General features: G+C 60.5%; 18 protein-coding genes. 10 read left to right on the top strand and 8 right to left on the bottom strand.

Features of this window, described 5'->3' with window-relative positions:
* Positions 1–34: 34 nt before the first annotated feature.
* The 3 genes from RXV86_RS08855 to RXV86_RS08845 all read left to right on the top strand — a co-directional run bounded on the left by RXV86_RS08855 (position 35) and on the right by RXV86_RS08845 (position 4,624).
* Complete coding sequence (locus RXV86_RS08855) at positions 35–2,716, top strand: bifunctional acetate--CoA ligase family protein/GNAT family N-acetyltransferase (RefSeq protein ID WP_316299138.1); 2,682 nt, start codon at positions 35–37, stop codon at positions 2,714–2,716.
* A 12-nt stretch (positions 2,717–2,728) separates the two neighbouring features.
* The gene (locus RXV86_RS08850) at positions 2,729–3,646 is read left to right on the top strand and encodes a histone deacetylase family protein (RefSeq protein WP_316299137.1); all 918 of its coding nucleotides are present in this window, start codon (positions 2,729–2,731) and stop codon (positions 3,644–3,646) included.
* A gap of 141 nt (positions 3,647–3,787) precedes the next feature.
* Complete coding sequence (locus tag RXV86_RS08845) at positions 3,788–4,624, top strand: alkaline phosphatase family protein (protein ID WP_316299136.1); 837 nt, start codon at positions 3,788–3,790, stop codon at positions 4,622–4,624.
* A gap of 191 nt (positions 4,625–4,815) precedes the next feature.
* On the opposite strand, the gene RXV86_RS08840 is transcribed toward RXV86_RS08845, so the two are convergent.
* Positions 4,816–5,871 (bottom strand): proline racemase family protein, encoded by a 1,056-nt coding sequence (locus tag RXV86_RS08840; protein WP_316299135.1) that lies wholly within the window; start codon positions 5,869–5,871, stop codon positions 4,816–4,818.
* A gap of 252 nt (positions 5,872–6,123) precedes the next feature.
* Between RXV86_RS08840 and RXV86_RS08835 the strand changes: the two genes are divergently transcribed.
* The 4 genes from RXV86_RS08835 to RXV86_RS08820 all read left to right on the top strand — a co-directional run bounded on the left by RXV86_RS08835 (position 6,124) and on the right by RXV86_RS08820 (position 14,699).
* The gene (locus RXV86_RS08835) at positions 6,124–9,864 is read left to right on the top strand and encodes an Ig-like domain-containing protein (RefSeq protein ID WP_316299134.1); all 3,741 of its coding nucleotides are present in this window, start codon (positions 6,124–6,126) and stop codon (positions 9,862–9,864) included.
* 157 nt (positions 9,865–10,021) lie between these two features.
* On the top strand, positions 10,022–11,275 hold the full coding sequence (locus RXV86_RS08830; protein ID WP_316299133.1) for a TolC family protein: 1,254 nt from the start codon (positions 10,022–10,024) through the stop codon (positions 11,273–11,275).
* On the top strand, positions 11,272–13,512 hold the full coding sequence (locus RXV86_RS08825) for an ATP-binding cassette domain-containing protein (RefSeq protein ID WP_316299132.1): 2,241 nt from the start codon (positions 11,272–11,274) through the stop codon (positions 13,510–13,512). The genes RXV86_RS08830 and RXV86_RS08825 overlap by 4 nt, the downstream gene beginning before the upstream one ends.
* On the top strand, positions 13,512–14,699 hold the full coding sequence (locus tag RXV86_RS08820) for an HlyD family efflux transporter periplasmic adaptor subunit (RefSeq protein ID WP_316299131.1): 1,188 nt from the start codon (positions 13,512–13,514) through the stop codon (positions 14,697–14,699). Before RXV86_RS08825 ends, RXV86_RS08820 begins: the two co-directional genes overlap by 1 nt.
* Positions 14,700–14,717: 18 nt before the next feature.
* Here RXV86_RS08820 and RXV86_RS08815 read toward each other — a convergent pair whose 3' ends face one another.
* On the bottom strand, positions 14,718–14,939 hold the full coding sequence (locus tag RXV86_RS08815; RefSeq protein ID WP_316299130.1) for a hypothetical protein: 222 nt from the start codon (positions 14,937–14,939) through the stop codon (positions 14,718–14,720).
* 205 nt (positions 14,940–15,144) lie between these two features.
* Between RXV86_RS08815 and RXV86_RS08810 the strand changes: the two genes are divergently transcribed.
* Positions 15,145–15,528: an acyl-CoA thioesterase gene (locus RXV86_RS08810; RefSeq protein ID WP_316299129.1), complete on the top strand. Its 384-nt coding sequence runs from the start codon at positions 15,145–15,147 to the stop codon at positions 15,526–15,528.
* 33 nt (positions 15,529–15,561) lie between these two features.
* Here the strand turns inward: RXV86_RS08810 and RXV86_RS08805 are convergent, their stop codons facing one another.
* From RXV86_RS08805 to RXV86_RS08795, 3 genes are all read right to left on the bottom strand, one after another.
* Positions 15,562–15,948 carry a DUF302 domain-containing protein gene (locus RXV86_RS08805; RefSeq protein WP_316299128.1) on the bottom strand — a complete coding sequence of 129 codons (387 nt, stop codon included), beginning with the start codon at positions 15,946–15,948 and terminating at the stop codon, positions 15,562–15,564.
* 18 nt (positions 15,949–15,966) lie between these two features.
* Entirely contained in the window at positions 15,967–16,521 is a 555-nt protein-coding gene (locus RXV86_RS08800) for a L,D-transpeptidase (RefSeq protein ID WP_316299127.1), read from the bottom strand.
* Between the two features lie 280 nt (positions 16,522–16,801).
* Positions 16,802–17,008, bottom strand: coding sequence for a cold-shock protein (locus RXV86_RS08795; RefSeq protein ID WP_316300215.1), 207 nt, complete (start codon positions 17,006–17,008; stop codon positions 16,802–16,804).
* 228 nt (positions 17,009–17,236) lie between these two features.
* Between RXV86_RS08795 and RXV86_RS08790 the strand changes: the two genes are divergently transcribed.
* Positions 17,237–17,791, top strand: coding sequence for a transposase (locus RXV86_RS08790; RefSeq protein ID WP_316299126.1), 555 nt, complete (start codon positions 17,237–17,239; stop codon positions 17,789–17,791).
* Between the two features lie 40 nt (positions 17,792–17,831).
* On the opposite strand, the gene RXV86_RS08785 is transcribed toward RXV86_RS08790, so the two are convergent.
* From RXV86_RS08785 to RXV86_RS08775, 3 genes are all read right to left on the bottom strand, one after another.
* A complete protein-coding gene (locus RXV86_RS08785) occupies positions 17,832–18,095 on the bottom strand; it encodes a hypothetical protein (RefSeq protein WP_316299125.1) in 264 nt (87 codons plus the stop codon).
* A 23-nt stretch (positions 18,096–18,118) separates the two neighbouring features.
* Positions 18,119–19,774, bottom strand: a complete 1,656-nt coding sequence (gene ettA, locus RXV86_RS08780; RefSeq protein ID WP_316299124.1) for an energy-dependent translational throttle protein EttA — start codon at positions 19,772–19,774, stop codon at positions 18,119–18,121.
* Between the two features lie 205 nt (positions 19,775–19,979).
* Positions 19,980–20,417, bottom strand: coding sequence for a hypothetical protein (locus RXV86_RS08775; protein WP_316299123.1), 438 nt, complete (start codon positions 20,415–20,417; stop codon positions 19,980–19,982).
* A gap of 138 nt (positions 20,418–20,555) precedes the next feature.
* Here RXV86_RS08775 and RXV86_RS08770 point away from each other — a divergent pair, with 138 nt between their 5' ends.
* Positions 20,556–21,155 (top strand): nicotinate-nucleotide adenylyltransferase, encoded by a 600-nt coding sequence (locus RXV86_RS08770; protein WP_316299122.1) that lies wholly within the window; start codon positions 20,556–20,558, stop codon positions 21,153–21,155.
* Positions 21,156–21,181 lie beyond the last annotated feature (26 nt).

Raw genomic sequence — 21,181 nt, 5'->3', positions numbered from 1 at the left:
ATTGCAGCATGAATTGTTCGGGAAAGGCCGCGCCATGTTTCAAAGCCCGCTTGAGACGCTTTTCAACCCCACTGGCATTGCCGTGTTTGGTGCCAGCGAATCCACCACGAGCGTGGGCTCGAAAGTCCATGCAAACCTGTTGGCTGGCGGGTTCAAGGGGCCGATCGTGCCGATCAATCCAAAGCACAAGAAAGTGCGCGGTCAGGCCTGTTACGCCAGCGTTATCGATGTGCCGGACAAGATCGACCTTGCGGTGATCGCCACCCCGGCGCGGACCATTCCGGGCATCATCCACGATTTGGGTGAGGTCGGGGTTGGCAGTGCCATCGTGCTTTCGGCGGGGTTCCGCGAGGCTGGGGAAGAGGGCCAGCGGCTGGAGAAGAAATTGGCCAAGGCGGCGCGCAAGGCGGGCGTACGCTTCATGGGGCCGAACTGTGTCGGGCTGGTGCGACCCTGGCTGGGGATGAACGCGACCTTTCTCAATTCCTCGGCCCCCGAGGGGCGTTTGGCGCTGGTTTCGCAATCGGGCGCGCTGTGTTCGGCGATTGTCGATTATGCCGCACCGCATCACCTTGGGTTTTCGACCATCGCGTCGCTGGGCAATGCGAGTGATGTGAACTTTGGCGAGGCGTTGCATTTCCTGGCGACCGACCCAAAGACTGACGCGATCCTGCTATACGTTGAAGGCATCAGCAACGCGCCGGGCTTCCTGAGTGCGCTGCGAATTGCCGCGCGTTCGAAACCGGTGATCGTGCTGAAATCCGGGCGCCATGTCGCCAGCTCGAAGGCGGCCAATACCCACACGGGGGCGATGATCGGATCGGATTCGGTGTTCGATGCAGCGCTGTCACGCTCGGGTGCTGTGCGCGCCAACACCTTTGGCCAGTTGTTTGCCGCCGCGGAAATCCTGTCGGCGCACAAACGCACCACCGGCAAGCGGCTGGGCATCGTCACCAATGGCGGGGGAGCCGGGGTTCTGGCCGCAGACCGGGCCGGAGATTTCGGGCTACAAATCCCCGAGCCGTCTGAGGCGACGATCAAGTCGCTGGACGCAATCCTGCCGCTGTATTGGAGCCGGGCGAACCCGGTGGACATCCTGGGCGATGCGAGCGCAAAAACCTATGGCGCGGCGGTCAAGGCGTGCCTGGCGGATAAGTCGTTGGACGGGGTGCTGGTGATGCTGACCCCGCAGGCGATGACCGATGCCAAGGCGGCGGCACAGGCGGTGGTTGATGTCGTGCCGGCGCGCAACAAGAAGCCGGTGCTGGCCTGCTGGATGGGCGAGACTTCGGTTGCCGAGGGGCGCAAGCTACTTAGCGCGGCGGGCATCCCCGATTTCGGTACACCGGAACGCGCAGTCGAGGCATTTTCCTATCTTGCACAGCACCATCGCCATCAGCGGCTGGCACTGGAAGTGCCGGGGCCGTTGGGTGATGTTTCCCCGCCGGACCTGACAGGCGCGCGGATGATCATTGACGGGGCGCTGCGGGATGGGCGCAGCATGCTCAATGACATCGAAAGCAAGGCGATCCTACGGACATTCCACATCCCGACGAACATGACTATCGAAGCTGAAAGCGCCGCCGAAGCGCTGGTGGCTGCCGAAACTGTGGGGTTCCCGGTGGCGATGAAAATCCTCAGCCCGCAGATTTCCCACAAGTCGGATGTGGACGGGGTGAAACTGGGCTTGATGAACCCTGCTGACGTGATGTCGGCCTTCCGTGAAATCACGGAAACGGCCGCCGAAATGAGGCCCGATGCGGAAATTCGCGGAGTCACCGTTGAACGCATGGCGCAGGTCAATGATGCGCGCGAGTTGGTTGTTGGGGCCAGCCGCGATCCGGTCTTTGGCCCGGTGATCATGTTTGGTGCCGGTGGCACCATGGTGGAGATCCTGCAGGACAGCGCCGTTGCCCTGCCGCCGTTAAACGCGGTACTGGCGACGCGGCTAATTGATCGCACGCGGGTTTCGCGCCTGTTGGAGGCCTTTCGCGACCGCCATGCAGTCAAGCGCGAGGCGGTGGTCGACGTGTTGTTGCGTGTGTCGGACATGGTCTGTGAATTGCCCGAGATTGAAGAGCTTGATCTGAACCCGATTTTTGCAGGCCCTGAGGGGGTGATTGCCGTGGATGCGCGGATTGCAATCAAGCGCCCGCCGTCCAAGGACGGGGCCTATGACCACATGGCGATCCACCCCTATCCCCGCCATCTGGTTCGCAAAAGCCATATGTCCGACGGTCGTATCCTGACCATCCGGCCGATCCGCCCCGAGGATGCCGAGGAGGAACGGAGTTTCGTGCGCGAGCTGTCGCCTCGGGCCAAGCGCTTCCGCTTCATGGGCACGATTTCCGAACTGTCGCCGCAGATGTTGGCGCGGTTTACCCAAATCGATTACCGCACCGAAATGGCGCTGGTCGCGATGGTCGAACAGGATGGTAAGCAGACCCAGATCGGTGTGACGCGCTATGCGATCAATCCTGACCGGCGCAGTTGCGAATTTGCCATCGTGGTGTCGGACGCTGTGCAGCATCAGGGTATCGGTACCAAGCTGATGAAGGCACTGATGGAGGCTGCCCGCGATCACGGGTTGGCCGTGATTGAAGGCACAGTGCTGCGCGAAAACGATGCGATGCTGCATTTGATGGAAGAACTGGGCTTTTCGATCTCGACCTCACCGGATGACCGGGAAGTCGTCATCGTCGAACGTGATCTGTAAGGGGAAACGCGCATGCTGGCCTATATCACCCATGCCGATTGCCACCTGCACGACACTGGTTCGCTGCACCCCGATCAGGCAGAGCGCCTGAGCGCCATCGACAACCAGCTGATCACGAGCGGCCTTGAATTCGTTCTGCGCCAGTACGATGCCGATCTGGTCACCCGCGAAGCGCTGGAGCGGGTGCATGATGCCGACTACCTTGACCGGGTCTATGCGATCGACCCGTCCGATGGCCCGGTTGCCATCGATGGCGACACGGTGATGTCGCCTGGAACCTTGCGCGCGGCCGAACGCGCGGCCGGGGCCGGGGTCCAGGCGGTCGACCTGGTGATGGCGGGGGCGGCCCATTCGGCATTTTGCGCCATCCGCCCACCGGGGCACCACGCCGAGCGGGACAAGGCGATGGGGTTCTGCCTGTTTGACAATATCGCGGTGGCGGCGGCCCACGCGCTTGAAGCCCATGATCTGAACCGCGTTGTTATCGTTGATTTCGATGTGCACCACGGCAACGGCACCGAGGATATCTTTGCCGCCGAGCCTCGTGTCCTTTTCTGCTCAACCTTCCAGCACCCGTTCTACCCGTTTACAGGCCACGAAAGCGACACGGCAAATCTTGTCGATGTCCCCTTGTCGGCAGGTGCGGGAAGTGCCGAGTTCCGTGCAGGCGTGTCCGAGCATTGGTTTCCGGCAATCGATGCGTTCCGGCCCGAGATGGTGTTCATTTCAGCCGGGTTCGACGCCCATGTCGCCGACGATATGTCCCACCTGTCGCTGACAGATCCCGATTATCGCTGGGTGACCGAGGAACTGGTCAAACTTGCCAAGACCCACGCGAATGGTCGGATTGTTTCGATGCTAGAAGGCGGCTATGAACCCGCTGCCCTGGCCCGCAGCGTGGTTGCCCACATCGACGCGATGATCGGGTAACGCCCGCCTCTTCTGTTCGCTGGAAATATTCCGTGGGCTGGTCGCACCAAGGGTGCGCAAGAGCCGCCGCTGGCCCCCAATCCATCATTGCAAAACGCGTTTCACTTGGTTCAATGGCATTGGCCAAAAAGGAGACGCGTCATGGACGGAAAACTGCTGTTGATCATTCTGGACGGCGTGCCACTCAGAAACTTCACCCGCCTGTTCGGCAATCTCGAGGGCTGGGTCGACAGCGGCGAGGCACAGCGTTTTGTGCATCGCGCGGTACTGCCTTCGATTTCCGCAAGCTGCTATGCCTCGATCCACACCGGGGTCAGCCCGCAGGTGCATGGTTGTACCGGCAATGGCAACGTGTTCCGCCTGAAAGAGCCCGATGTGTTCAGCGAAGTGCGCAAGGCCGGCGGTGTTACCGGGGCGGTGGCACACTCTTTCTGGTCCCAGTTCTTCAATCGCCATCCGTTCGATTTTGTCCGCGACATCGAATATGATGAACCCAACAGTACCACGATCAACCATGGCCGGTTCCACTCGATGACCGGGTATGGCCACTCCAACCAGATGACGCCGTCAGATGTGGACTTGTTTGGGACCCTAACGAACCTGTGCCATCGCTTTGGCCTGAACTATGGCATGCTTCATACCTGCACGCTCGACAGCATGGGGCACCGCTTTTATCATGACTGTTCCGAGATGGACTATGCCTGCGCGGTGATGGACGAAATGCTGGCGCCCTTCATCCCGCAATGGCGTGCAGCAGGATACGAGGTGATCGTGACGGCTGACCATGGTCAGGATGAGCGCGGTCATCATGGCGGGCGGGGTGACATGCAACAACTGACGGCGCTCTACTATTTCGGATCAGGGCAAGGACCCGCACGTGATACCGAGATCAGCCAACTGCAACTGGCACCGACGATCCTTTCGCGGTTGGGGGTGGAGATTCCTGATACCATGAAGAGTGACGTTTTCCTAAAATAGAGCCAGCCTCCGGCGGGTCTGTTGCAGATGACCGCGTGAGGGACGCCGTCGGATTGAGTATTTGTGCAACAGAGAGCAGACCCCACACATGGTTCGATACCACGTCATCCGGCTTCCGAGCGAAGCGAGGCCGGGCCCAAATGTGACGCGTGTCCCGCGTCAGCGGGGCACGAGGAAAAGCGGGAGCCCTCCTATCCCCAAAGGTCCGAGACGGTGAAGCCTTGGGCGAACGGATCGCTGGGGTCGATCATGTAGTTGGCCATGCCGGTGATCCAACCCTGTCCTGAAAGCGTGGGAAGGATGGCCTGGTAGGGGCCGACCTGGGTGGTGCCTTCGATACGTCCGGTAAAGGTGGTACCCATCGGGCCTTCATTGACATAGTCGACACCGGGTGCAAGCAAGCCGCGCGCGTGCAAACAGGCCATCTTGGCGCAGGTACCGGTGCCGCAGGGCGAGCGGTCGAGCACACCGGTCAGGGCGTGGGGTTTGGCCGGGTCGAACACGCCCGACGACACGGTGACGGCGGATTTACCATGGGCATCTGTGCGCGTGGCCGGGCCGGTCAGTTGCGCGATGGTTGGGCCGGTGATACCGGGGTTTTCGGGATGGATGACCGGCAGTTGCTCGACTGCGGCATGGCGCAGGGCTTCGGATAGGCGCACCATGTCGCCGCCTGTATCTGGCTCAATCGCGATCCCGAATTGCGCCGCCTCGGCAATGACAAAGAACATTCCGCCCCAGGCGATGTCGACCTTTGCTGTGCCGTATCCCGGGACTTCAAGCGGGGTATCGAGACGCACGGCAAAGCCCGGCACGTTGCGGAACTTTACGCGGTTGACCTTACCATTCCGGCACTCGGCCCGCACGCGGATCAGCCCGGCCGGGGTTTCGAGGGTCAACTCGGTTACCGGTTCCACCATCGGAACCAGACCCGTTTCGAGCAGGACAGTTACCGTGCAAATCGTGTTTGAGCCGGACATCGGAGGGTATTCGGTCTGTTCCATGATGATGAACCCGGCATCGGCTTGCGGGTCGCAGGGCGGCACGATGGCGTTACAGCACAGCGCCGGATAGCCGCGTGGTTCGCGCAGCATGGCCAGGCGAATGTCGTCACGGTGCTCTTCCAGCCAGCGCATTTTCTCGTAGACCGAGGCGCCAGGGATATGCGGCAGACCGGCGGTGATGACACGGCCTGGCTCACCCTCAGCATGGGCATCGACGGCGGTGATGACAGAGGAAATGCGCATGTTTTTAACCCCGATCGGTTTGATTTTCTGGACGCACGCTGGGTTTTTCGCGCTGCCGCGTCAATGGGGAACCCGCGCACGCAATGCGGGTTTCCGTTGTAAAGCCACCACAACTTGTCGCTCCAACCACATGATTTTGGGGTGGTTTTAAAAAAACACACTAGCGAAGTGATTCGGAACTGTGTATCGCTGAGCATTAGAAAAGCGGTGCGCGTAAAATGACACCGCGTGTTGAGGCATATAGGTGGTGTAATGAGACCGATCGGTTTTACCGTCCGCGATAGCGCGGGCGCGGTTCAGCGTAGTGAGTTGTCTGGTGATAGTGCAGTTTCGTCGGTGTCGGCGGGTCTCGGGCAGGAAATTTCACTCAATCTTCGACAAGGCGATATCCAGGGCTATCATCGGGATGGCAGTGACCTGATGATCGCATTGGTGGACGGGCGCGTTATCGTGCTCGAAGGTTTTTTCAACGCGTCGGGTGACAGTGCCCGGCTGTTCATCTCGGCGGACGGGTACCTCAATGAGGTCAACCTTGTCGAAGGCGCCAATGGCGAGGTCTACGCCACTTATGGCGTCACCGAGCAGTGGGGCAAATGGAGCCCTTCGGATGATCTGACCTATCTCGAGAGCAACGAAGTCGTGGCCGCGGTGCCAGCGGGCGATGATGTTTCGATGCTGGGGGCCGGGTTGCTCGGCGGCCTGGGCGGCGGTGCGGGCCTGTTGGGCGTTGGCGCGGCGGTTGCCGGTGTTGGACTGGTCGGTGGCGGCGGTGGTGGTGGCGGAGCCGCTCCGCGTATTGACCCGACGGTCGATCAGGAAGGTGTCATCACAATTGCCGGTGACGATGTGGCCGAGGACGAGGAAACGGTGGTCATCAGCGGTACCGCTGAGCCGGGATCCGAAGTGGAGGTCACGATCGGTGACCGGACGGTGACCACGACGGCAACCGATCAGGGCACCTGGGAAGTGGACTTCACCGGTGACAACTTCCCCGGTGATGGCGAATTCGACGTTGATGTGACCGTGACCGAAGACGATGGCACTGTAACCGATCTGGATGGTCCTGAGGTGGTGATCGACCTGACGCCGCCGGATATCGGCTTTGACGATGGAGTCGCGTCGGTTGGCGACATGACCAATTCGGGCGATCACACTGACGGTGTGGAAATCGGTGGAACCGGCGAGGCCGGTGCGACGATTGAAGTCACGATCAACGGTGTGACCCACACCACGACGGTTGGCGAAGACGGCACCTGGGGTGTGGTCTTTACCCCCAACGAACTGCCCGGTGGCGAATACGAGACCGAAGTCACTGTCGTGTCGACCGATGGCCATGGCAATTCGACCACGGTGACCGACACGGGTGTGATCGATACGGTGATCGGGGTCGAGATCGGTGGTGGCCAGGTTGGCGGTGACAACCTGATCAACGGGTCCGAACAGGCCACGGGCGTAACTCTGACCGGGACCGCCGAGCCGGGATCGACCGTCGAGGTGACGGTGAACGGCGTGACCCACACCACGACCACCGGTGCCGATGGCACCTGGAGCGTGGATTTTGCCACCAGCGAACTGCCCACCGGTGAGACCGAAGTGACAGTGAGCGCAGTGGCAACCGACGTGGCAGGCAACGTCTCCACCACCGAGAGCACACTGCAGGTCGACACGATCAACGAGGTTGGGTTCAACGCCGCCACCGTCGAAGGCGACGGGGTGATCTCGGCTACGGAGCACGCCGATGGCGTGACCTTTTCCGGCACCACGCAACCGGGCTCGACCGTGACTGTTGAAGTGAACGGCGTGGCCCACACGACGATCGCCGACGGCAATGGCAACTGGAGCGTTGATTTCGCACCGGGTGAGTTGCCCGTGGGCGAACTGGACTTGCCGGTCAACGTCACCTCCACCGACGCGGCGGGCAATGTCACCACCACAAGCGGGACGGTGCGTATCGATACGGTCAACTCGGTGACCGTGGACGATGGCAGCATCGAGGGCGACGGCACGATCAACGCGGGCGAACGCAGTGACGGTGTGACCTTAACCGGTACCACCCAGCCGGGCTCGACGGTTATGGTTGAAGTTAATGGCGTGAGCCGTCCGGCGACGGTCGACAGCAACGGCAACTGGAGTGTCGATTTCGCACCGGGTGAGTTGCCCGTGGGCGAACTGGACCTGCCGATTCACGTGACCTCGACCGATGCGGCGGGCAACACCGCCACGACCACCGGTTCGGTGCATATCGATACGGTCAACCAGGTTGGCTTCAATGATGCCACCATCGAAGGCGAGGGTGTGGTCAATGCCGCCGAGCGCGGTGACGGCGTCACCCTTGAGGGTACGACCCAGCCGGGCGCAACCGTGACCGTTGAAATGAACGGCGTGACCCGTACGGTGACCGCGGATGCCAACGGCAACTGGAGTGCAGATTTCGCGGCCTCGGAACTACCCGAGGGTGAAGTGACCCTGCCGGTGACGGTCACCTCGACAGATGCGGCAGGCAACGTGGCGACCACGACCGGAGATGTCGAGATCGACACGATCGTGCGCGACTTTGATACGACCGGGACACCGGGTGGCATCGACGGCGTTGTAAACGCAGCCGAGGCGGCAGGTGGTGTAACCCTGACCGGAACAGTGGAACCGGGTTCGACCGTGATGGTCGACTTGGGAGGCGTGACGCGACCGGCGGCAGTGGATGCCAATGGCAACTGGACTGTGTCATTTGCCCCGGGTGACATCCCGGCGGGCAATCACAACCTGCAGGTCACGGCAACGGCGACCGACCCCGCGGGCAATGTCAGCACCGTGTCTGGTTCGGTTGAAGTGGACACCGTGGTCGACAACCTGGGCTTTGCCGGCACACCGATCGAGACCGACGGTGTGGTCAACGCCGCAGAGCGTGGCGACGGGGTCGAGATTTCCGGCACGGTAGAACCCGGATCAATCGTGTTGGTCACCATGGGCGGCATGACGGTGCCTGCAACCGTGGATGCCAATGGCAACTGGACAGCGGTCATGCCAGCCGGGGCCGTGGCCGAAGGCGAATATGACGCCATTGTCCAGGTAGAAGTGACAGATCCGCATGGCAACACGGACAGCATCAGCCAGTCGGTGCGCGTCGATACACTTGTCAACGAACTGCAAAACGCTGCGACAGCAGTCGAGGGCGACAATGTTGTCAACGCGTCCGAAGCGCAGGACGGGTTTACCCTGACAGGTACCGTGGAACCGGGTTCGTCCGTGGTGGTTCAATTTGGTGGCCAGAATTACGCCGCGACGGTGGACGCCGCGGGCAACTGGAGTGTCGATATTCCGGCCAGTGCGATCGCGCCGGGAGAATACACGGCACAGGCGGTGATCAACGCGACAGATGCAGCGGGCAATACCGACAGCATCACTCGCGATATCGAAATTGACACCACCTTGCCAGGCGCACCCGAGATCGCGTCCTACACTCGCGATCAAACCGGTATCCGCGCCATCTCGACCGAGATGACCGACAATACGGTCGCGATCAACCAGGTCCATGATGACGGGTCGATCACTGATCTGGGGGCCAGCGGCGTTGATATCCCGGTCCTGGGCGAGACCGCTTATGGTTTCACCCCGACCATTCCCGATGGTTCGCATCTGGTGGTGACGTCGTCGGATGATGCCGGCAACATGAGCGCGACCTATCTGGTGCTCGATGAAAGCTCGACCAGCGTGGTGGACCTGTCCAACCCGAACCTGGGTGATTTGCAGATTGAGGCGATCGACCTGCAATTTGCCGAGGACAGCCAACTGACCGTCACCGAAGCGCAGATCGTGGCGTTGTCGGACAATTCGGACACCGTGGTGATCCATGGCGGTGTCGACGATACCGTAACTGCAACCGGTGCCGTGAACACCGGCCAGACAGTGGACGTGAATGGCGAGACCCACGCGGTTTATATGCTGGGTGACAGCGCGACGCTGATCATCGACGACGACATCAACGTGGTGATTTAAATCGCGACCCAAAACGATTGGCCCGGGCGGAGCAAGGTTCAACCGCCCGGACCCAAACCAAGAATAAGCACCGAAAAAATGGGGCGAAGGTATGGGGCAGAGTAAAATGGTAAGGACAAGTTTGTCTGTGGCGGCCGTGTTGGCCTTGAGCGCGTGCATGTCGCCGGGCCCGAATGTGGGTGACGGCGAGGTCAGCCGCATGCGCATGGGGGTGTTTGACAAGAAACCGGCCAAGGATACCAAGGCGCAGGCCAGCGAAAGCATCATCGTCAGCGACCTTCAGGAGCGCAAGAGCGTGCTGCCCCAGGGCAGCTCTTTTGATTTGGTGTCAGGGCCGGTCCTGTCGGCCAATTCACGCGCCGCCGAAAGCGAGCTGCGCGTCGCCCGTCTGCGGGCCGAGGCGCAGTCCAAGAACTGGCTGCCGACCATCGGGCCAAGCATTTCCCTGTCGTCGCTGGGCGAGGTTCTGACCAGCCTGGTTATCGACGCGGTGATCTTTGACAACGGCAAGAAGAAGGCGGAACGCGAGTTTGCCCGCGCCGATGTGGAAGTGGCCGCCGTGAGCCTGGCCATCGACACCAACGACCGGGTGAACACCGCGCTGGGGCTTTACGTCAAGGGTCAGGAAGCCCGCGAGAAGGCCGGCCTTTACGAGCGTGCCGTCAAGGACATGAAACACTTCGAATACGTGATGAACGAGCGGGTCAAGGGCGGGGTCTCGGATCTCTCGGATCTGAGCGTAATTCGTCACAAGCTGGCCAAGGTACAGGCCAGTCATGCGGCCTCGGTCGAGGCGGCCAGCGCTGCCGTGGCCGAGTTGAACGCGATGTCGATCAAGAAACTGGGTGGGGTCACGGGGCTGTCCGACTTTAGTGTTGGCCGTCATGACGCGCAGCCGCTGACCGTGATGCTGGCCGAGGCCGAGAAGACCCGCACAGTGGCCGGGGCCAAGATTGACCGCGCTGGATTCCTGCCGGGATTGAAAGCTAGTGCAACCGTGACCAAGACGGGTACCAGCGGCGGGCTGGAACTGGCTCCCGAGAATGGGATCGGGCTGGGGACAGCTGCCAATTTGAAAGCAATCAAGGCCGCAGAAGAGGCTGCCGGTCGCCGGGTGAGCCAAGCCACGGAAGAAGCCAACCGCCGTCTTGCCAAGCACGAGGCACGGCTTGCGGCGTTGAGCCGTCAGGTGGGCGAGGCCAGTACGTTGGCGAACCAAGCCAAGTCCAACCTCGACCTGTTCCAACAACAATACGAGGCCGGACAGCGCCAGGTGATGGATGTTGTCGGCGTCTATGAAACCTGGGTCAGCCAGGAAGAAACCCGTGTCGGGTTGAAGTACGAAATGGCGCTGGCACGGATCGAGATCGCTCGTGAACAGGGGCTTCTGGCGGACGGGAGCGACATTTGACCAAGCGGCCCGTGGCACTGACGATTGCAGCGGGTGGGCGGGCCCGGCTGAAGGCGGTGTCGAATTCGGACGCGCCGCCGAGGGCCGTTGCCACACCCGCCCCAAAACCTGCACCGCCGCCCAGCGTTGATGAGCGCGCCCGGTCGCGCGCCGATCTGGCGGCGACTTATGCCGGACTGCTAGGAGTTCAGGTGGTCGCGCGTGATATCCTTGATGTGATCCAGACGCGGGCTGAAGATAGAGACGGGGTGCAACCCGGGACGCTGGCCGAAGGTTTAAAATCTGTCGGGCTGATTGCCCACGTGGAGACCGTAAGTCATACATCCATGGCCGCATGGCCTGCGCTGGCGCAGATGACCAGCGGGCAGTTCATTTTGGTTCTGGGCGTCGAGAATGACGACCTTGTGCTCTACGACACCACCTGCACCGACAACCGCGCCCATGTGCCGCTCGCCGAGTTTGAACCCTATTTCACCGGCATGCTGGTGCGGGCCGAGGCGCCGCTGAAGAAACTCAGCAAAACCCATGCCCCGAAACGGACCGAGCCGCATTGGTTCTGGGGCCAGTTTCGCGCCTATCGCCGTCAGTTTGCCGAGATCGCCTTGGGGTCTTTCGTGGCCAACCTGCTGGCCGTTTCCGTCGCGTTGTTTTCCTTGCAGGTTTATGACCGCGTGATCCCGCATCAGAGCGAGGCTACTTTGTGGGTACTGGCTGCGGGTGCCGCGCTGGCGCTGCTGATGGAGGCGGCGTTAAAAGTGGCGCGGGCGAGCCTTATGGATGGCTCCGGGCGGCAGATCGAGATGGGGGTGCAGGCCCTGCTGATGAACCGCCTTCTGGGGATGCGCAGCGAGACGGCGGGCAAATCGCCGTCGCAGCTGTTTTCGTCGATGCGCGAATTCGGCTCGGTGCGCGAGTTCTTTACCGCCTCGACCATCGGGGCGCTGGCGGATATTCCGTTCATCTTTGTTTTCCTGCTGTTGGTGTCATCGATTGCCGGGAACGTGGTCTGGGTGTTGATCGCGGGCGGTATCCTGATGGTGGTGCCGGGGTTCCTGCTGCAAAAACGCATGATCTGCCTGACCCAGGAAACCCAAGGGGCCAGTGCCAAGGCGAGTCGGCTCTTGCATGAGACGGTGTTTGAGCTCGACACGGTGAAATCGCAACGCTCGGAAGATCGCGTGCGGCGTTTGTGGGCCGAGTTGAACGCGCTGTCGGCGTCAAAAACCGGGGATCAGCGGATGCTGGCCTCGGTCCTGACCTTCTGGAGCCAGGGGGTGCAGCAGGCAACCTATGTGGCGGCGGTGATTACCGGGACCTATCTGGTGTTTGCCGGAGAAATGTCGGTAGGGGCAATTATCGCGGTGGGCATCCTGACCGGGCGCACCTTGGGACCGTTGACACAGCTGGCGGGAACCATGGCGCGTTGGGGTAATGTGAAAACTGCGCTGGATGGGTTGGACGCGATTGCAGCGGCCAGCCAGGATCGCGAAGAGTGCCGGACTTATCTGCGGCGCGAGCATCTGAACGGCGAGTATGAAATTCGCGATTTCCGGTTCCGCTACGAGGAAGACGGCGCGCCGACGCTGGAAATCAGCGGGCTGGCGATCCAACCGGGGCAAAAGATTGCCATTCTGGGTGCCAACGGGTCGGGTAAGTCGACCCTGCTCAAGGTTCTGAGCGGGCTGTATGCGCCGAGTGAGGGCCGGGTTCTGCTGGACGGAACCGACATGGGGCAGATCGAGCCGCGCGACTTGCGCCGGGCGATCGGGTATCTGGGGCAGGATGTGCGGCTGTTCACCGGTACATTGCGCGAGAACCTGAACCTGACCCTGCTTGAACGTGATGATAACCGCCTGATGCAGGCGCTGGATTTTGCCGGGTTGGGGCCGTTCGTAAAGAACCACCATAAGGGGTTGGATCTGGAAATCATGGATGGTGGTCGGGGACTTAGCATCGGGCAGCGCCAATCCATCGGCTGGGCCCGGCTGTGGTTGCAGGACCCCAAGATTTGCCTGCTGGATGAGCCGACGGCGGCGTTGGACCAGACACTGGAAAACACGTTGGTTGATCGGCTGCAAACCTGGCTTGAGGGGCGTACGGCAGTGATTGCGACGCATCGGGTGCCGATCCTGCAGCTGACCGACCGGACGCTGATCCTGCAACAGGGCCGCATGGCCGTGGACGGGCCGCGTGACCAAGTGCTGGCGCATCTGCGCAGTTCCGGAGGGGCGGCGTAATGGCTGTGACGGCGACCAATCTTGCGGGGCAGTTGAACAAGCGGATGCGGGGCCCGAGCCTGACGATCTGGCTATGTGCGGTGACGGTCTGGGTCTTCATCCTGTGGGCGGCCTTCGCATGGGTGGACGAGATCGTGAGGGCCGAGGGCGAGATGATTTCCTCGTCCCGGCCGCAGATCATTCAAAACCTCGAAGGTGGTATCCTGGCTGAACTGATGGTCAAGGAAGGCCAGGTGGTGAACAAGGGCGACACGCTGGCACGGCTGCGCCCGACACAGTTCCAGAGCTCGGTTGATGACCTCTTGGATCAGATCGTGGCGCTGGATATCAAACGGGCCAGACTGGAGGCGGAACTAGCCGGCGAGCGGGGTTTTGCTGTGCCGGCACAGTTGGCCAATCGCAGCCCCGAAATTGTGGCGTCGGAACGGGCGCTCTTGTTGGCGCGGCAGAGTGATTTCTCGTCCCGTCGCGAAGGTGCCAAGCGGGTGCTTGATCAGGCGGCCAAGGAAAAGGCGATGATGGAGGACCTGCTGAGCCGCAAAATCGTGGCGCTGATCGAGGTCACCCGCGCGCGCAAGGCCGAGGCCGATGCGCGCATTCGCTATGACGAGGTTGTCACCCAGACCGAATTGGACCGGGCGCAGGAGTATTCCGATACGCTGCGGGAATTGGCGACGCTGAAACAGAACCTCAAGGCGAGCCAGGACCAACTGACCCGGACAGTGTTGAGCAGTCCGATGCGGGGCATTGTCAACGGGTTGGCAGTGACCACGATTGGCGGAGTGGTGCGGCCCGGCGAAGAGATTTTGCAGATCATCCCGCTTGATGAAGAACTGTTTGTCGAGGCACGGGTGAAACCGGAAAACATCGCCGGAGTGCGCCGAGGGCAGGACGCGACAATCAAGTTAAGTGCCTATGATTACACGATTTATGGGTCTCTCAAGGGCATGGTCGACGTGATCTCGGCCGACACGTTCAAGGACGAGCGCGCCCGTGATCCCGAGGCCAGCGCGCATTACAAGGTAACGCTGCGAGTGGACCGCGAGAACATGACCGAGCGGCAGATGCAGATTGCCATGCGCCCGGGCATGCAGGCCGAAGTCGAATTGCACACGGGGTCGAAAACAGTGCTGCAATACCTGCTCAAACCACTTTACAAGTCGCGCGAAGCCTTCCGCGAGCCTTAAGCGGTACCTGTCGAAAACTCAGTGGATATGGTGCGGCTGCGCCTGTTCCTTGTGCGCTGTCATGGAGCCGGTAAGCTGCATATGCAGGTAGTATCCGGCCATGACGAGCGCAGCAGGGACGATGGAGGAGACAAGATAAAGACCGAGGGCATAGGAAAGGCTGGTCCCGAAGCCGATGAGTGCGACAAGCGATACGAGCATGCCCAGCACGGTCGATAGTCCCACAGCGACAACAGCCATGTTTGCCCCTTTCCAATCCGTTTTGTGCCCCGTTGCCACCCCTTTTCCACCGCAAATGTGCCGGAAATAAGGCAGGCTTGGGGATTTCGAGTGGCGGTTGTAACGATTAACGAGCGCGTTCGGGACAAAATTACTGGCCTGTCCCGAAGGTTAGGGGCATATCCTTGAAGAAAGGTTAATCAGGCAGCCGCAGAGAGGATGGCCCATGTCTCAAGACAACGCACCCAATGGCACTCTGACCTTGCGCACCGTGGCGATGCCAGCGGATGTGAACGTGAACGGGGACATTTTCGGCGGCTGGGTGTTGAGCCAGATGGACATCGCCGGAGGTATTCACGCTATAGAAGAGGCCAGCGGGCGTGTGACCACCGTATCGGTCAACGAGATGACCTTTGTGCGCCCGGTCAAGGTGGGCGACGTGCTGTGCGTCTATACGTCGGTCGAACGCTTGGGCAACACGTCGATCGCGATCGGGTTGGAAGCCTGGGCGCTGCGTCAGATTACCGGCGAGCGCGAGAAGGTTACCGAAGGGGTGTTTACCTATGTTGCCATCGATGCGGACGGCAGGCCAAGGCCTGTGAAGGGATAGAGAAGGTGGGTTGAAAACCCACCCTACGCAAGATCAGATCGCGTCGACCGCCTCTTGCAACATGTCACGGACCTGACCGGCGACAGCGTGCAACTCATCGTTTTCAATTGCGGCCATCGAAGCCACCGGATCAATCGCCGAGACTTCGACACCGCCATCGACGCTGCGCAGGATGACGTTGCAGGGCAGCATGGCACCGAGCCGGGCTTCCAGCCCGATCGCCTGCCACGCCATGTTCGGGTTGCACGCGCCAAGGATGCGATAATCATCCATGTCCTTGTCGATTTTCGTTTTCATTGTCGCCTTGACGTCGATCTCGGTCAGCACACCAAAGCCTTTGTCCATAAGGGCCTTGCGGGTGCGGGTGTCGACTTCGTCGAAGCTGGCGTCAGAGATGAGGCGGTCGAGCGTGTAGGACATTTGTGCGGCCTTTCAGGATCAGAGAACGGTGACGACGGTACCTTTGGGAACACGTTGATAAAGATCGATTACGTGGTCGTTGATCATGCGGATACAGCCGTTTGACACCGAGCGCCCGATCGATCCGGGCGAGGTTGTGCCATGGATGCGGAAATACGTATCGCGGCCGTTCTGGAACAGGTAAAGCGCGCGCGCGCCTAGCGGGTTACCGGGGCCACCGGGTTGGACATAGTCGTTGTCCTTGAACTTAGCATAGGTATTGGGTTCCCGCTCGATCATCTCGTTTGTCGGGCGCCAGGTCGGCCATTCTTTCTTGACGTCGATGGTGGCGGTGCCGGTGAATTCAAGCCCTGCCTTACCAACGCCGACGCCATAGCGCATGGCCTGGCGCGGAGCGGTGACGAAGTAGAGGAAATGCGCACGGGGCAGGATCAAGAGCTCGCCCGGGGCATAGGTCGGACCGACCTTGACCAGCTGGGGGTTGAAGATCGGGTTGAGTTCGAAGGAACGAGCCACATGCGGTGCGGCAAGCGATGCGGCGGTGGCGGTGAGGAATGTACGGCGTGAAAACATGGGTGCTCCCTACGGAAATTCTAACGGTGTCTGGGGAATCGATAGCTGAAAATTGCTTTTTCCTCAATGGAGCGCACGAAATCGTTAATAACGATTGAAGGGCGATTTATTCGGAGCTGGCTTCCGTCTGCTATCTGTCGGGTATCCGTCGGGCGTTTCAGGCGGCCAGGGTGATGCGCGAAAAGATTAACTGAGCGTGCGATGCCGCTCGAAGACAGGAAAAAGGGCGCGTCGTGAAACGCGCCCTTTCAACTACTCCCGAAGGATCGGGTCCGGCGAATTATGCCAGCGCGATGTTGATCGCGGCTTCGCGGCCATCACGGCCGGGTTCGATGTCGAAAGTCACCTTCTGATCATCGGCCAGGCCGGTAAGGCCCGAACGCTCGACGGCGCTGATGTGGACGAAAACGTCCTTGCCACCGGTTTCCGGTGCGATGAAGCCGAAGCCTTTAGTTGTGTTGAACCATTTTACGGTGCCATTGGCCATATCCGTAGTCTCCATGATTGATGCTGCCCGCGTTGGTGCGACAGCCCGGCGTGGTCGGTCTGGATCGAAAGACTGAACGCCGTTTGAAGGGAGACAGTGGGTCGAAATAGAATAACGTCTGCAAGGGGCATATGGGGGGTGCTGGTTTGAATAGCAAGAGAAAACCGCGTGTTGTGCTGGATGGGCGGAGTTAAGCCCATGTTAACCATGTGTGCGGCAGGGTGGGGCATGTCATGTTACATCCGCCCACATGTCCCCGGCGCATCGGTGTTCTATACGGTTAATCTTGCCGCGCGTGGCTCTGATTTGTTGATCCGCGAGATTGGGGCGTTGCGGCGGGCTGTGCGCAAAACGCGGGCCGAGCGTCCGTTTGACATTGGAGCGTGGGTGGTGATGCCGGATCATTTGCACGCGGTGTGGACTATGCCTGAAGGGGACGCGGATTTCTCGGTCCGGTGGGGCGCGATCAAAGCGCGGTTTACGAGATCGTTGCGTGATCGGTGTAGGGTGGGGTTTCACCCCACCCATGCGAAACGAATGGGACAAGCGGTGGGGTGGAACCCCACCCTACGCAGATCGGCAAGCAAGGTGGCCAAAGGCGATGCGGGTATCTGGCAACGCCGGTTCTGGGAGCATCACATCCGCGGGCCTCAGGAGTTTGCGGATTGCGTGCGCTATTGCCATTTCAACCCAGTGAAACACGGGTTTGTTGAGCGGCCCGAGGACTGGCTTTATTCTTCGGTACATCGCGAGAGGCAGTTGGGGAGCTGGGAGGCGGCGTAGAGAACACTTGCGATGCATGGTGGTGGTTGGAAAACCCGCCTTACGGGTTGGGGATCCGTCTCCAATCCGGATCGATGCGGCGGTGGAGGTTGTCAACGAGGTCCTCCCCCGGTTCGAACCGTTCGGTCAATAGCGACAACAAAGGCGCAGCATCGTTGTCAACGATCCATCCGCTGTTCCAGCCGGTTTCCCAGTCTTCTGCATTCTGTACCGCAAGCAGGAATCGATTGTGATCATCGACCACCTCAGTCGGAAACCCCAGTTCTGCGAGCCGATTGGCATTGGCCCGACGCCATCTGTCCAATTCGTCTGGTTTGCGCCGAAAACTCACCGCGTAAACTTCTTATGCTTCAACCGTTTCGGCTCCAGAGCATCGGCGCCCAGACGGCGTTTCTTGTCTTCTTCGTAATCCTCGAAGTTGCCTTCGAACCATTCGACATGGGCTTCGCCTTCGAAGGCGAGCATGTGGGTGCAGATGCGGTCGAGGAAGAAACGGTCGTGCGAGATCACCACGGCGCAGCCGGCGAAATCGACCAGGGCGTCTTCCAGGGCGCGCAGGGTTTCGACGTCGAGATCGTTGGTCGGTTCGTCGAGCAGCAGCACGTTGCCGCCGGATTTCAGCAGTTTCGCCATGTGGACACGGTTGCGTTCACCGCCCGAGAGCAGGTTGACCTTTTTCTGCTGATCGCCGCCCTTGAAGTTAAAGGCCGAGCAATAGGCGCGGGAGTTCACCTCGGCATCGCCCAACTGGATGATGTCGAGCCCGTCGCCGATGACTTCCCAGACGGTCTTGTCATCGGGCAAGGCATCGCGGGTCTGATCGACATAGGAAAGTTTCACCGTGTCACCATATTCCACCGTGCCGCTGTCGGGTTGTTCCTGCCCGGTCAGCATGCGGAACAGCGTTGTCTTACCGGCGCCGTTGGGGCCGATCACACCGACAATGCCGCCGGGGGGCAGCGAGAAGGACAGGTTCTCGATCAGCTGCTTGTCGCCCATGTGCTTCGAGATGCCGTTGACTTCGATCACCTTGGAGCCAAGGCGGGGGCCGTTGGGGATGATGATCTGAGCACGCGAAAGCTTCTCGCGTTCGGATTGGTTGGCAAGATCGTTATAGGCGTTGATCCGTGCTTTCTGCTTGGCCTGGCGGGCTTTCTGGCCCTGGCGCATCCATTCCAGTTCGCGTTCCAGCGTCTTTTGCTTGGACTTGTCTTCGCGCGCTTCCTGCTCGAGCCGTTTGGACTTTTGTTCGAGCCAGGCCGAGTAGTTGCCTTCGTATGGGATACCGCGACCGCGATCCAATTCGAGAATCCAACCGGTGATGTCATCGAGGAAATAGCGGTCGTGGGTGACGATCAGGCAGGTGCCCTTGTAGTCGATCAGGTGCTGTTGCAGCCAGGCGATGGTTTCCGCATCAAGGTGGTTGGTGGGTTCGTCCAAGAGCAACATGTCGGGCTGTTCGAGGAGCAGCTTGCAGAGTGCGACGCGGCGTTTCTCACCGCCGGAAAGGGTGGAAACTTCGGCGTCGTCGGGGGGGCAGCGCAGGGCCTCCATCGAGACGTCGATCTGGGCGTCGAGATCCCAAAGGTTCTGGCTATCGATCTCGTCTTGCAACTGGGCCATTTCCTCGGCGGTCTCGTCCGAGTAGTTCATCGCCAGATCGTTGTAGCGGTCGAGAATGGCTTTCTTGTCGGCCACGCCCAGCATGACATTGCCGCGCACGTTGAGGCTGGGATCAAGTTCGGGTTCTTGCGGCAGGTAGCCAACGTTGACGCCCTGGGCGGCCCAGGCCTCGCCCTGGAACTCGGTATCGAGGCCGGCCATGATCTTCATCAGGGTCGATTTACCCGAGCCGTTGACGCCCACGACGCCGATCTTCACGCCGGGCAGGAAGCTGAGATGGATGTTCTCGAAGCATTTCTTGCCGCCCGGGTAGGTCTTGGACACACCTTGCATGAAGTAGACGAATTTGTTGTTCGACATCGGGGTAACTCGCGCCTTGAGGAAAGTTGGGTTGGCGGCGTTGATAGCGGTTTGGCGCGGGCGTGGCAATTGGGGGATTGTCGGGCTTGTGGCGAGGGCAGACGTGGGGGCCAGCCCCCGCACCCCCGGGATATTTCTGGTCAGATGCAGGGGCGCATGCGGGGCAAAACCGCCTTCAAAGCGATCTGACTGGCTTGGAAAGAGATTAGCGTTCAGGTGGTATCAGATTTGCGTTTTCCAGATCGTTCAATTCGATTCCGGACATCCATGCAACGAAGTCAGCGCGTGGAAAGCTGCTTGCGAAATGCTCATCTTCTTGAGGATCGTAGAGCGTGAACTTTCCAGTATCCAAAAGTGCTTGCAGTTCATTTGCTGCAGCGCGGTAGTGGGCTGCAGAGCGAAAGAAGTTTATGGAAATCCATGCGATTGTGTTTGCAGGGTCTTCGACTTCCGCTTCGATTTCCTGGTCGGAATCCGGGTCGGGAAACCCGATCAGGAATTCCTCGTTGTGCCTTCCCGCAGAAAACCCGTATTGAAAGCGGTATTTTTTGTAGCCGCGGCGACGCTTGAAGAACGCCATCAAGTCAGACTTGGCCTTGGTAAGATCGTTGGTGCGGGAAATAACATACAATTCGAAGCTCATGACCGAGGCCCAAAATATCCACTGAATCCTGAATAGCCTAAGGGCGTTTGAGGGCGATCACAATGCAGTTGAAGCGGCGGGGTGGCCAGTCGCATTTCGCGTTGACAGCAGGCGTAGCGCAGGGCGACAAAACACCGGATGAAACACGGGCTTCCATATGTGCGCGCGGGTCAGGTTGTGGGCCTGCTGGGCGGGTCGTTTGACCCGGCGCATGAGGGGCATGCGCATATCAGCCGTGAGGCGCTGAAGCGGTTCGGGTTGGATCAGTTGTGGTGGCTTGTTTCGCCGGGAAACCCACTGAAAGAGCGGGGGCCGGCGCCTTTGGAGCAACGGATGGCGCGGGCGCGGGCGGTGATGGATCACCCACGGGTGAAGATCAGTGATTTCGAGGCGCAAGTGGGGACGCACTATACGGCAGAGACCCTGCAAGCGTTGATGCAGGCCGCGCCTGGGGTGCGGTTTGTCTGGCTGATGGGGGCGGACAACCTGCAACAGTTCGACCAGTGGCAGGATTGGCAGTGGATCATCGAGAATGTACCGGTGGGCGTGTTGGCAAGACCTGGGCAGAGGATTGCAGCGCGTCATGCCAAGGCGGCTGACATCTACCGCTTTGCCCGGCTGCGCGGACGTGAGGCGCAGGTTCTGGCGCAGGGTGAGGCGCCGCGCTGGTGTTTCGTAAATGTACCGATGCTGGACATATCATCGACCGCGATCCGAGCCCGCGGCGGGTGGGGGTGAAACCCGCAGTTGCGGCGATTGCGTAG

The sequence above is a fragment of the Aliisedimentitalea sp. MJ-SS2 genome, from assembly GCF_032586155.1.
Classification (GTDB): domain Bacteria; phylum Pseudomonadota; class Alphaproteobacteria; order Rhodobacterales; family Rhodobacteraceae; genus JAWHTC01.
The sequence above is the reverse complement of the archived record's forward strand: the minus strand, read 5'-3'. Positions and strand labels throughout refer to the sequence as shown.

Coding starts and splice junctions, on each gene's coding strand:
- RXV86_RS08855 (WP_316299138.1), top strand. CDS start 35: ATGTTTCAAAGCCCGCTTGAGACGCTTTTCAACCCCACTGGCATTGCC.
- RXV86_RS08850 (WP_316299137.1), top strand. CDS start 2,729: ATGCTGGCCTATATCACCCATGCCGATTGCCACCTGCACGACACTGGT.
- RXV86_RS08845 (WP_316299136.1), top strand. CDS start 3,788: ATGGACGGAAAACTGCTGTTGATCATTCTGGACGGCGTGCCACTCAGA.
- RXV86_RS08840 (WP_316299135.1), bottom strand. CDS start 5,871: ATGCGCATTTCCTCTGTCATCACCGCCGTCGATGCCCATGCTGAGGGT.
- RXV86_RS08835 (WP_316299134.1), top strand. CDS start 6,124: ATGAGACCGATCGGTTTTACCGTCCGCGATAGCGCGGGCGCGGTTCAG.
- RXV86_RS08830 (WP_316299133.1), top strand. CDS start 10,022: ATGTCGCCGGGCCCGAATGTGGGTGACGGCGAGGTCAGCCGCATGCGC.
- RXV86_RS08820 (WP_316299131.1), top strand. CDS start 13,512: ATGGCTGTGACGGCGACCAATCTTGCGGGGCAGTTGAACAAGCGGATG.
- RXV86_RS08815 (WP_316299130.1), bottom strand. CDS start 14,939: ATGGCTGTTGTCGCTGTGGGACTATCGACCGTGCTGGGCATGCTCGTA.
- RXV86_RS08810 (WP_316299129.1), top strand. CDS start 15,145: ATGTCTCAAGACAACGCACCCAATGGCACTCTGACCTTGCGCACCGTG.
- RXV86_RS08805 (WP_316299128.1), bottom strand. CDS start 15,948: ATGTCCTACACGCTCGACCGCCTCATCTCTGACGCCAGCTTCGACGAA.
- RXV86_RS08800 (WP_316299127.1), bottom strand. CDS start 16,521: ATGTTTTCACGCCGTACATTCCTCACCGCCACCGCCGCATCGCTTGCC.
- RXV86_RS08795 (WP_316300215.1), bottom strand. CDS start 17,008: ATGGCCAATGGCACCGTAAAATGGTTCAACACAACTAAAGGCTTCGGC.
- RXV86_RS08790 (WP_316299126.1), top strand. CDS start 17,237: ATGTCATGTTACATCCGCCCACATGTCCCCGGCGCATCGGTGTTCTAT.
- ettA (WP_316299124.1), bottom strand. CDS start 19,774: ATGTCGAACAACAAATTCGTCTACTTCATGCAAGGTGTGTCCAAGACC.
- RXV86_RS08775 (WP_316299123.1), bottom strand. CDS start 20,417: ATGAGCTTCGAATTGTATGTTATTTCCCGCACCAACGATCTTACCAAG.
- RXV86_RS08770 (WP_316299122.1), top strand. CDS start 20,556: ATGAAACACGGGCTTCCATATGTGCGCGCGGGTCAGGTTGTGGGCCTG.